We start from the raw sequence: 11,367 nt of genomic DNA, 5'->3' as shown, positions 1-11,367 counted from the left end.
TGCCTGGACAGCGTGGTCGTGGCAGCTCACCGGCGCATGAGCGGACAACCGCGTGTCCGGTGGTTGGCAAGCATCCGGCGCGGGAGTTGCATGAATTCGGGTCGGGTCGAACGGCCGGCGTAATCGACTCGTCGATCGAGGTGGATGATGGCGCTCGGTGTGGGTTTGAGTATCGGCACGGTGCATACGGTCTGCTCCACGGCGGCGGATCGATCCGGAAAGCTTCCGCACGGCCGTCGAGGTGCGCCTCCGGCCACCTGGCGTACCACCCTCACCTTCGACAGTTCGGGCACCGCCCGGGTCGGCCGCATTCCCCGGCACGGGCGGGTCATCACCGAATTCGCGGACCTCACCCAGCGGGGGGCTCCGGTCGCGCGGGTCGGGCATCGGGCGCTGTCGGCCGCGGATCTGGTGGCGACGGTGGCCTACAGCGTGGTGGCGGAGGTGCTGGGGCAGGCGCCGGCGGGGCCGCTGGGCGCCGGTGACACGGGAATCGCGGTGACCCATCCGGCCGGATACCCCGCCGCGCTGGTGGCCGAGCTGCGCACCGCCCTCGACGGTGTCGGCCTCACCCGGGCCGCCCTGGTGGCCGAGCCGATCGCCGCCGCGTCCTGGCTGGCCGCCGAACGCGGGCCGCTCACACCGGGTTTGGCGCTGGTCTACGACCTCGGCGGGTCCGGGCTGGATGTCACGCTGCTGCGGGTGGGCATGGGCGCGCCGGGCAATCCCATCGTCGGATTGTCGCTGCACTCGGTCGAATACGGGGGCCGGGCCTTCGGGGACCTGGTAGCGCGCACACTGCGGCGCACGGCCGGATCGCAGGTGGTGCCGCGCGGGCTCTCGGACGCCGATTCGGGCGAGTTGCGCAGCGAGCACATTCGCCGTTCGCTGGCGCTGGTCTACCGGTGCCTGCGCATCGCGGACGTCACCATGGCCGATGTGGATCGGATCCTGGTGGTCGGCGGCGCGGCGCGGCCGCCGGAGGTGGCGCAGGTGCTCGCCGAGGAGCTGGCGCGTCCGGTGATGGTGGCCTCCGATCCGGAGCGCACGATCGCCGATGGCGCTGCCATCGCGGCCCGGCAGGCGCTGATCGCCCAGGATTCGGGGACCCATCGGCCTCGTTCGCTGACGGGGCTGTTCCGGCGCGTCACCAGGGCGGCAGCGCTCTGAAGTGATCATTTGTCCTGCTACTCGCCGGTTCGCCGCGGCCTCGCGTGCTAATCGGCGCTAACTCGTGCAAGCATCGTGCGAACGGGCTGTTGACGCCTCTCCTGTTTGGTGTAACTATGGGGTACACATAACGCCACTGACTGGAGAGGTGACGACGATGTCTCCGACCACGACCCCCCTTGACGACCCCGTGGTTGCCGAAGCTCAGGAGTATGCCAACAAGCTGCTGCTGCTCTCGGAAGGGTCGGTGAACAAGCACTTCGACCCCTACGAGGACATCGACTGGGACAACCCCGACTTCGACGCCAACGCCCGCCCCGAGCGCTGGATCCTGCCGGAGTCCGCGGACCCCCTCGGCCGCCACGACTGGTACCAGTCGCTCCCGGTGGAGCGGCAGATCGAGGTGGGCAAGTACCGGCAGGCCAATATCGCCAAGGTCGGCCTGCAGTTCGAGTCCATCCTGATCAGCGGCATGGTGAACCACACCTTCTCGCTGCCCAACGGTGACGCGGAGTTCCGCTACTGCACCCACGAGATGGCCGAGGAACTCAACCACACCCTGATGTTCCAGGAGATGGTGAATCGCATCGGCGCGGACGTCCCGGGCATGGGCCCGCTCGTCCGGCAGCTGCGCCTGTTCGGCGTGCCGGTCGCCATCGCGTTCCCGAATCTGTTCTTCATGGCCGTGCTCGCCGGCGAGGAGCCGATCGACCACATCCAGAAGCAGATCCTGCGCTCGGGTGAGGAGGTGCACCCGATCATGCGCGGCGTCATGAGCATTCACGTCGCCGAGGAGGCGCGGCACATCTCCTTCGCGCACGAGTTCCTCAAGCACCATGTGCCGGAGCAGAACGCGGCCAACCGGTTCATCCTCTCGATCGCCATGCCGATCGTCATGTTCATCCTGGGCCGCTCCATCGCGACCCCGCCGAAAAAGTTCTTCCAGGAGTTCGACATTCCGGAGCAGGTGCGCAAGGAGCTGTTCTACGGCTCCGAGGAGGCCAAGCAGGTCTTCAGCGACTACTTCATCGACGTGCGCGCGCTGGCCCACGAGATCGGCCTGATGAACCCGATCTCCAAGCGGGTCTGGAAGCTGCTCGGCATCGACGGCCGGGCCTCGCGCTACCGCTCGGAGCCGATCCGCTCCGGCAAGGCCGCGTAGGGGAGGGGGACGTACAGTGCCGTACGTTGTCACCCAATCCTGTTGCAGCGACGCGTCCTGCGTCTACGCCTGCCCGGTCAACTGCATCCATCCGACCCCGGACGAGCCGGACTTCCTGACCGCGGAGATGCTCTACGTCGACCCGCAGGCCTGCGTGGACTGCGGGGCGTGCGCCACCGCGTGCCCGGTGGACGCCATCACGTCGTCGAAGAAGCTGACTTCCGAGCAGCTGCCGTTCATCGAGATCAATGCCGACTTCTACCGGCAGGAGCGGCCGCGGCCGCTGCTGGCGCAGCCGATTCCGGCCGCGGAGGTCAAGCCCGGGCGGGAGCCGCTGCGGGTGGCGGTCATCGGCTCCGGGCCCTCGGCCATGTACGCGGCCGACGAACTGCTCACGCAGCCCGGTGTTTCCGTGACCGTGTTCGACAAGGTGACCACGCCCTACGGCCTGGCCCGCTTCGGTGTCGCGCCCGATCACACCAAGACCCGCAGGGTCGGGGACCTCTTCGATGTGATCTCGGCGCAGCCGGGCTTCGGGTCCTATCTGAATGTGAATGTGGGACAGCATGTCTCGCACGAGGAGCTGCTGGCGCACCACCACGCGGTGATCTACGCGGTCGGTGCGTCCTCGGACCGCAAGCTCGGGATTCCGGGGGAGGGGCTGCCGGGCAGTACCTCCGCCACCGACTTCGTGGCCTGGTACAACGGGCACCCGGATCAGGCGGGCCGGTTCTTCGACCTGTCGCACCGGCGCGCGGTGATCGTGGGCAACGGCAATGTGGCGCTGGACGTCGCGCGGATTCTCACCGCCGATCCGGAACTGCTGGCCGGCACGGATGTCTCGCAGCGAGCGCTGAATGCCCTGCGGCGCAGCAATATCGAGGAGGTTGTGATCCTCGGTCGGCGCGGTCCGGCCGAATCCGCCTTCACCGTGCCGGAATTCGTGGGCCTGCTGGGCGCGGATGTCGACATCGTGGTCGAGGGCGAAATTCCCGAGATCGTCGAGGGCATGTCGCAGAAGGTCGAGCACAAGCTGAAGCTGTTGCGCGGCTTGGCCGATCGGCCCGTGAGCGGTCGCAAGCGGATCGTCTTCCAGTATCTGTCGGCCCCGGTCGCGATCGCGGGCGTGGACCGGGTGACCGGGGTCGAGGTGGTGCGCAACGAGCTCGTCACCGGCGATGACGGTGCGGTGCACGCGGTCCCGGCCGGGGAGATCGAGACCCTCGACGCCGGGCTGGTGCTGACCTCGGTGGGCTACCGGGGCGTGGCCCTGCCGGGCGTGCCGTTCGACGAGCGGGCCGGGGTCATCCCGAATCTGGACGGCCGGGTGCTCGAGGAGTCCGGCGGCTCGGTGGTGCCGGGTGCCTATGTCACCGGCTGGATCAAGCGCGGTCCGACCGGCTTCATCGGCACCAACAAGTCCTGCGCGCAGCAGACCGTGCGTCAGCTGGTGGACGACTTCAATGCCGGCCGCCTGGCGCAACCGGCGCACAGCGCAGGCGATTTCGACCGACTGGTCGGTGAGCGTCAACCGCACGCCATCCGTGGCGGCGCGGTCAACCGTCCCCGCCGCAAGCTTTCCCTGATGGTGCGCCGCTGACCCACCCTTGTCAGCGCCGCCCATGAAGGCCGTCGCACGCCAACCCCCTGCGCGTGCGGCGGCCTTCGCCGATTCGTCCTTTTTGCGGCTGGTATTCCTCTGCCTCGGTGGGGTTCTCGTGTAATGGGTGATGACTTTTTGTGCTGGGCAACGTATTCGGTCGCGCTTCGGCTGCGAATTTTCGCGGCGGTGCGGAGGCACTGTACCGATGTTGTTGTGCGAGTTGTAATGCTGTGTTTGCTCGCTGCGACATCTCAGGTAGTAGAGAAGATTTCATGGCGAATCACGGACGGTGAAGCGGCTCGCGTGGGGTAATCCGAGGCAGCTACCGACCAGTGATCGGTAGTCCACACCCCCGTACTGATGTTGCGGTCTGATTTTTCGGACACTCTTCGCCTACCGGTCGGTATGAATTATTTGTTCGCTGGGTTGTAGCTACCCAGAAAGACTGTTCGGTTGCTTTCACTGTGCAGTTGGATTCGATCTTGTTCGGGCAGTTGCGTGACCAGTAGATTCGCTATCTTCGCTACTGGACGCGAAATCTTTTCTCCCAATCCGATATTCGAGTACCGCAATAGCCAGCTAACCTGAACGCGCTGTTTGGAAAACGACCGCGACCACATGGTTGGTACGCCCGTGGGCCGTGGTCTCGGTGCGTTGACGGGATGGCAATGACAGTTGGCTTTGGCATGAGCATCGGCACAGTGAACTCCGTCTGGGCGACCACGGCCGGTGATCGGAACCGGCCCGCGGTGCGTGTTCGCCGGACCGCTGTCACCTTCGACAGCGCCGGCGGCCCGCAGATCGGGGGCATTCCCCACTTCGTCCCGGTGGTCACCGACTTCGCCGATCTCACCAGCGAGCCGGACCCGGTGGTCATCGGCGGTCGCATCTGGTCCCCGGCGGACCTGGTGGCGGCCGTGGTGAACGGGCTCATCGAGACCAACGCCCCCGAGGCCCCCGCCGTAACCACCTATCCCGCTTGCTATTCGGACAAACACGTCACGCGATTGCGGCGGGCACTGGACTGGTCCGGCGCCGCCGATGTCATGCTCATGCCCGAGCCGGTGGCGGCCGTGGAATGGCTCGACGACGAATACGGCATTTCCGAATCCGGGCTCACCCTGGTCTACGACCTCGGCGGAAACGCCCTGGACGTCGCGGTCGTGCGCACCGAATCCGATCGCGACGAACGCGGCATCCTCGGGCGGGCCGAACGCTCGTATGACTACGGCGGACGGCCGCTGGGCACCCTGCTGGCCCGCTACGCGCGCAGCATCGCGCCCGGCTCGACGCAGCCGGTCTCGGCCGTGGTGCCCGCCTCCGACACGAATCGCCTGCGCAGCTGGCACATTCGCAATTCGCTACGGTTGGTGCGCTCGGTCGTGCACAGGGCCGGGCTGCACATGGAGGAGATCGACCGGGTCCTGCTGATCGGCGGCGCGGCCCGCCCCGCCGAGGTGGCCCGCGTGCTGTCGGATCTGGGCTGCCCGGTCGTCATGTCGCCCGATCCGGCCAATACCGTGGCGGTGGGTGCGTCCATCGCCGCCTTTCACAGCGCGGACACCGGCTCCGCCATCGCCCGGTACGCCCCCCGCGCCGCCGTGATCTCCGGCGCCGCAGTGGCTTCCGCGCTCGCCATGTCCGCCGCCACCGTACTCGGCGGGCCCGTCGCCGGACCGCCCGGACTCCAGGCCGCCCCCGAACCCGCCGACCCGTCCGCCGGGACCCCGGCCCTCGGCACCCGTGACGTCATCGTCCTCGACGATGCCGGCGCGCCGCCCGGCACCGGCACCCACGCCATCGCCACCGTGGCAGCCGTCCGCGCCTACTCCCCGGTGGCCGCGACCGTCACCCCCACCTGGGTCGCCGGCCACCCCGTCGACTCCACCGGCGGCGGCACCCACTGCGAAACCCGAACTGTCACAGGTACGGCCAGCACCTACGGCAACCCGGCGCAGTTCACCAACCCCCTCCCGTTCCAGAACCCCGCCCCCGGCGGCTGGACCGTCGGCTCGTACTCCGGCCACGTCCCCAAGGTCAGCGTCCCCGGCACCCTCCCCGGCGGAACCTTCCCCGGCGCAACGCAACCCGGAACCCAACCCGGCGCGGGTCGGCCTGGTTCCGGTCAGCCCGGTAGTGGTCAGCCCGGCGCGGGTCAGCCGGGTACCGGTCAGCCCGGCGCAGGTCAGCCCGGTAGTGGTCAGCCCGGCGCGGGTCAGCCGGGTACCGGTCAGCCCGGCGCTGGACAGCCCGGCACCGGTCAACCCGGCGCAGGCCAGCCTGGTGGCACAAGTCCCGGAAGTACTTCGGGCGGAACCCAACCCGGTACCCCCGGTGGAACACCCGGAGACGGAACCACGGGCGGTTCGAAACCAGGCGGTTCCGCCCCGGGCACCTCCACCGGCGGAACCAACACCGGCGGTAAGCCCGGCACCTCGACCCCCGGCAGCGGTACCCCAGCAGGCGGTGGCGGCAGCACTCCGGGCGGCGCAACCGGCGACCCGGCGGGAGCCAACACGGGCGGTTCTCAGGGTGGTTCCAACCCGGGTGGTTCCAACCCCGGTGGCTCGAACCCCGGTGGCTCCAACCTGGGCGGCTCGAACCCGGGCGGCTCGAACCCGGGCGGCTCCAAGCCTGGCGGAACCGGCGCGGGCGCAATCGCTCCCGGAGGCTCAACCCCCGGTGGCGGTTCCCCTGGTGGCTCGATCGGCGGCGGCACCCATACCGGCGGCGCCAACACCGGCGGTAACGCCTCCGGCGGCGGCTCCCCCAAGGGCGGCGGCCTCGGCGGCGGCTTCGGCAGCCCTGGCGGCTCCTCACCCGGCGGCAGCCACGGCGGCATGGGTGGCGGCGGTATGGGTGGCGGCGGTATAGGCGGCGGAGGCATGGGTGGCGGCGGCAAGGGCGGAGGTGGCGGCGGTGGACACCACTGATCCCTTGCGGCACTGTGTATCCCGTCGGTTGGGGTCGTCCGGCCGCACCGCCGATCCGGCGGCGGCGGTCCTGGCGGCACTGATCTTCGGTGGGCGCCTATGTCGTTCGGATGCCGGACCTGTGGTGGCCACCACTGATCCCTTGCGGCACTGTGCATCCCATCGGTTGGGGTCGTCCGGTCGCACCGCCGATCCGGCGGCGGCGGTCTTAGCGGCACTGATCTTCGGTGGGCGCCTATGTCGTTCGGATGCCGGACCTGCGGTGGCCACCACTGATCCCTTGCGGCACTGTGTATCCCGTCGGCTGGGGTCGTCCGGCCGCACCGCCGGTCCGGCGGCGGCGGTCCTGGCGGCACTGATCTTCGCCGGGCGCCTGCGTTGTTCGGATGCTGGACCTGTGGTGGCCTCGCTTCGTTGTGGGCGAAGGCTTTTCGGCGAATCCTCCATCGGGCGTGTCCTCCCGCACGCCGGTGGGGGTTGCGGGGGAGATCGGGCGGTGGCGTCCCACCATCGGCCCGCTCCCCACGGTGACGTAGGTGGCCGGCGGGACTGACCAACCCGCCCCACCTCGTCCCCGGGCTCGGGCGGGCGGCAGCTCGCCCGCACGGACCGGCGATGGGGGAGTGGCGGACCTGCAACGTCCGCGTCCCATCGTCGAAAGTGACCGGCCCACCTCGCGTTTCCTGTGCCTGGGCGCAGTGGTGGGCCAGTCGCGGGTCAGCGGGCGGTGAAGCCGCCGTCGATGGCGAGGGCCGCGCCCGTGATGAAGCTCGCCTCGTCGCTGAGCAGGTAGGCGCAGAAGGCGGCGATTTCCGCGGGGCGCGCGATGCGTCCGAGGGGGTGCAGGGCGGCGATGGCGGCCTCGCCCTCCGGGGTGGCGCCCATGGAGGCGCGGAAGGCAGGGGTGTCGACGGCGCCGGAGACCAGGGCGTTGACCCGGATGGACCGGTCGGCCGCTTCCATGGCGACGGCCCGGGTCAGGCCCACCACACCGTGTTTGGCGGCGACATAGGGCGCGACCTGCGCCATGCCGACGACGCCGAGGTTGGAGGCATTGTTGAGGATCGCGCCGCCACCGCCGGCCGCGAGCGCCGGAACCTGGTGGCGCAGACCGTAATAGACGGCTGTCAGGTTGAGTTCCAGATCCGCGCGCCACCCGGTCTCGTCGATGTCCTGCACCGGACCGAAGGCATTGACGGCGCCCGCATTGTTGAAAGCCGCGTCCAGGCGACCGAATTCGGTGATGGCGGCCCCCGTCAGCCGTTCCACGTCGGCTTCGACGGTGACGTCGGTGGGCACGAACAGCGCGCGTCCGCCCGTGGCCCGGATCTCCTCCGCCATCCGGTCACCGGCGTCCTTGCCTCGTGCCCCGAGTGCCACGGCCCCGCCCTCGGCGGCGATCCGCCGCGCCACGGCCGCACCGACCCCCGAGGTGGCGCCGGTGATCAGAACGACCTTGGATTCGAATCGAGCATCCGTCATGACCGCATTCCCCTTGTGGTAGAGCTGTTTTCGTTGACATGTCATAGTCAACGCCGCGAGGGGAGCGGTAGCTGGCGGAAAACGGCCGTCACACTTGATGTGTCATTTAACAGGAATCAAGCCGGTGCGAGGAGATCCGGCAGTTCGTCGAGTCCGTCGACGACCGTCGCCCGCGCGGCGTCGGGCTGCTCGGCGGTCAGGTAACCCCAGGGCCCGCGCCGGATGAGCACCGGCATCATGCCCGCCGCCAGGACCGGCAGCACGTCATTGTCGACCCGATCCCCGACGTAGCAGATCTCGCCGGGCATGACCCCCGCCACCTCCGCGACCCGCGCGAAGAACTCGGGATCCGGCTTCTCCAGCGCCCATTCGGCCGAGGTGTACACCGCGTCCACCGGCAGCTCCATCCGCTCCAGTGCCGATTTCGCCTGCGGCGGTTGGTTTCCCGCGATGATCACGCTGATGCCGCGCGCCCGCAGCTCGCCCAGCGCCCGCCGCACATCCGGGTACAGGTCGTCGGCGTCGAAGTTGTTGCGCAGGCTCTCCGGCTCCTCGGCGGCCCACGCGACCTGCTCGGCCTCGATATCGATGCCCGGCCGCACCAATTCGAAGGCGTCGGTTAATGGCCGTCCGGTGGCCGCCATGCCGCCGATCACACCCAGGAACGCGAAGCGCGGCACGCCGAGTCGGTCGGCCCATCGGCACCAGATGCGCGTCTCGTCGATCAGCGTCTCGCCCACATCGAATACCGCGGCCTTGATCATTCGCTCAGCGTATCGGGCGGTGGTTCAGCGTTGTGCGTTGAGGAAGCCGATGGCGGTCGCGCCCCACCAGCACAGCTGCGACACCAGTCCGGTGGCCGCGCCCCAGGCCAGCAGCCGCGGCGTCAGCGGGTGCTCGCCGCGGGCCTGCAGGCGGCGGTTGAGCGCGCACGCCTGAATCCCGTTGAGTGTCAGCACGAGTACCAGCGCCAGCTTGGTGCGGGTCATGGTGGAGGCGAGATTTGGTTCCAGCACGCAGCCGCTGGCCACCAGCCCGGCCAGGCCCAGCCAGATCGGCACGTGCAGGCGGCCGACCGCCCGCAGGGTCTCCGCCAGTCCGAGACGTCCTGCGGCCCACCGCAGGACGAAGGAGTCGGCCATGAGCACCCCGCCGAAACCCACCACCAGCGAGGCCAGATGGATGAACAGCCCGCCGGTGTGCACAGCCGGGCTGGTGGTGACATGGGCGGCGATCCAGACGGCGGCCGCGAAGGCGCCGGTGGCCAGTAGCGCCGCGGCGGACACGATCCGCCACGAATCGTGCGGGAGTCCCGGCGTCCCGGTGTGATGCCGGGCGTCACTGGTCTGGAGCATGGCCGAGCTTTCTGTTAGGTAAGGGAATCCTAAACTACTGAGAAGGTCGTCCCGGTGGCAAGTCGGCAACGATCCCGTGGCGGCTCGCATCGAGGCACACTGGTGTGAGTTGTCGTGCGCGGGAGGGGAGAACCTGATGGACGCCAGGATTCGCGGAACCGTCATGCCGGTGCTCGAGGTCGCACTGGACCCCGGTGACCGGCTCATCGCCGAGGCCGGCCAGCTCTCCTGGATGACCGACTCCATCCGCCTCAGCACCTCCACCCGCGGCGCCGCGGGCGGCGTCTTCGGCGCGGTCCGCCGCGCCATGGCGGGCGCGGGCCTGTTCATGACCGAGTACACCGCCCACCGTGATCCCGGCCGAGTCTCCTTCGCCGCCAAACTCCCCGGCCAGATCCTGCCCGTGCAGATCGGCAAGGGGCGTGAATACCTGGTGCACCGGCACGGATTCCTCTGTGCCGCAGGTGATGTCCGTGTCGCCCTGAGCTTCCAGCGCCGCCTGGGCGCGGGCATCTTCGGCGGCACCGGCTTCACGCTGCAGCGCCTGAGCGGCGACGGCTACGCCTGGGTCGAGCTCTCCGGCGAGGTGGTCCAATACGATCTGGCCGCCGGCGAAACCCTCCGCGTCCACCCCGGCCACGTCGGATTGTTCGACGCCTCGGTGGATTTCGACATCACCATGGTCAAGGGCATCCGCAATGTGCTCTTCGGCGGTGACGGCCTCTTCCTCGCCGCCCTCACCGGCCCCGGCCGAGTCTGGTTGCAGTCCTTGACCATCACCAACCTCGCCCACTCCCTCATCCCGTATCTGCCCATCCCGGAAGTCGGCGCCCAGCAGCGCTGACGCAGCCGTGCGACGTCAGGCCGAGAGTTCGAGGGGGAGGGCGGCGGCGGCGTAGCGGTCCAGGGCCACTTCGGCCAGGAGCGGGTGCGCGCCGATGGTTTCGGCGTGCGGCAGTTGCGGCAGGGCGTCGTGCAGCCGGTCGGTGAGCAGGCCCGGGGCCAGGAACCAGGGCGCGACCAGGACGCGGTCCGCGCCGCGGGCCCGGAGCCGGGCGAACGCCCGCTGCACCGTGGGTTCGGTGGTGGCGAAGCAGATTTCGGTGTCCCAGCCGGTCATCGCGGTCAGCAGCCGTGCCACGTCACCGGTGCGGGTATTGGCGGCCGCGGACGAGGAGCCCACGGCGGCAACGGCAATGCCCCAGCGTGGACCGGCGGGCCGGCTCGCGTCGTGGGCGACGTCGGTCAGGGTCGCGGGCGGGGCGTCCGCGGTCATGGCCGCGACGATGCGATCGCGCAGGGCGATGATCAGATGCGGATCGGGGCCGAGCACTTCGGCCTGGGTCAGCCGCAGCCGGGGATGCCGGGCGCGAGCGGCCTCCAGCATCCCGGGCAGGTCCACCCGGGCATGAAAGGCGCTGCCCAGCAGCAGTGGAACCACGATGGCATGCGAATGTCCATCGGCCGCAACCTCATCCACGACCTGATCCACCGAGGGCGTGCTCAGATCCAGAAACGCCAGGCGCACATCGAGATCCGGCCGCTGGGCCGCGATCCGCGCGACCACGGCCCGCATGGTCGCGGCCGAGCGCGGATCCCGGCTGCCGTGCGCCACGGCGATGAGCGCGGGCGCGTGCTCGATCCGGAAGGGGCGGGCCGGGC

At 69.5% G+C, this 11,367-nt stretch carries 9 protein-coding genes; 5 read left to right on the top strand and 4 right to left on the bottom strand.

Translation table 11 applies throughout. The features are described from left to right. Positions 1 to 159: 159 nt before the first annotated feature. The 4 genes from ACFXKA_RS10390 (at position 160) to ACFXKA_RS10375 (ending at position 6,868) form a co-directional block, all read left to right on the top strand. Positions 160 to 1,170: an Hsp70 family protein gene (locus ACFXKA_RS10390; RefSeq protein ID WP_379426947.1), complete on the top strand. Its 1,011-nt coding sequence runs from the start codon at positions 160 to 162 to the stop codon at positions 1,168 to 1,170. 157 nt (positions 1,171 to 1,327) lie between these two features. Next, the gene (locus ACFXKA_RS10385) at positions 1,328 to 2,332 is read left to right on the top strand and encodes a diiron oxygenase (RefSeq protein ID WP_379426946.1); all 1,005 of its coding nucleotides are present in this window, start codon (positions 1,328 to 1,330) and stop codon (positions 2,330 to 2,332) included. A gap of 16 nt (positions 2,333 to 2,348) precedes the next feature. Next, on the top strand, positions 2,349 to 3,932 hold the full coding sequence (locus ACFXKA_RS10380; RefSeq protein WP_379426945.1) for an FAD-dependent oxidoreductase: 1,584 nt from the start codon (positions 2,349 to 2,351) through the stop codon (positions 3,930 to 3,932). Positions 3,933 to 4,621: 689 nt separating this feature from the next. Beyond that, positions 4,622 to 6,868: a hypothetical protein gene (locus ACFXKA_RS10375; RefSeq protein WP_379426944.1), complete on the top strand. Its 2,247-nt coding sequence runs from the start codon at positions 4,622 to 4,624 to the stop codon at positions 6,866 to 6,868. Between the two features lie 717 nt (positions 6,869 to 7,585). On the opposite strand, the gene ACFXKA_RS10370 is transcribed toward ACFXKA_RS10375, so the two are convergent. From ACFXKA_RS10370 to ACFXKA_RS10360, 3 genes are all read right to left on the bottom strand, one after another. Beyond that, a complete protein-coding gene (locus ACFXKA_RS10370; protein WP_379426943.1) occupies positions 7,586 to 8,350 on the bottom strand; it encodes an SDR family NAD(P)-dependent oxidoreductase in 765 nt (254 codons plus the stop codon). Positions 8,351 to 8,466: 116 nt separating this feature from the next. Beyond that, positions 8,467 to 9,114, bottom strand: a complete 648-nt coding sequence (locus tag ACFXKA_RS10365; protein WP_379426942.1) for an HAD family hydrolase — start codon at positions 9,112 to 9,114, stop codon at positions 8,467 to 8,469. Between the two features lie 24 nt (positions 9,115 to 9,138). Next, positions 9,139 to 9,705 (bottom strand): hypothetical protein, encoded by a 567-nt coding sequence (locus ACFXKA_RS10360; protein ID WP_379426941.1) that lies wholly within the window; start codon positions 9,703 to 9,705, stop codon positions 9,139 to 9,141. A 136-nt stretch (positions 9,706 to 9,841) separates the two neighbouring features. On the opposite strand from ACFXKA_RS10360, the gene ACFXKA_RS10355 reads away from it, so the two are divergent. Continuing rightward, positions 9,842 to 10,549, top strand: a complete 708-nt coding sequence (locus ACFXKA_RS10355; RefSeq protein ID WP_379426940.1) for a TIGR00266 family protein — start codon at positions 9,842 to 9,844, stop codon at positions 10,547 to 10,549. Positions 10,550 to 10,564: 15 nt separating this feature from the next. On the opposite strand, the gene ACFXKA_RS10350 is transcribed toward ACFXKA_RS10355, so the two are convergent. Beyond that, positions 10,565 to 11,281, bottom strand: coding sequence for a sirohydrochlorin chelatase (locus tag ACFXKA_RS10350; protein ID WP_379427210.1), 717 nt, complete (start codon positions 11,279 to 11,281; stop codon positions 10,565 to 10,567). Between the last annotated feature and the right edge of the window lie 86 nt (positions 11,282 to 11,367).

This window comes from Nocardia sp. NPDC059228 (assembly GCF_042754245.1).
GTDB lineage: Bacteria > Actinomycetota > Actinomycetes > Mycobacteriales > Mycobacteriaceae > Nocardia.
This window is presented reverse-complemented; position numbering and strand designations above follow the sequence as displayed.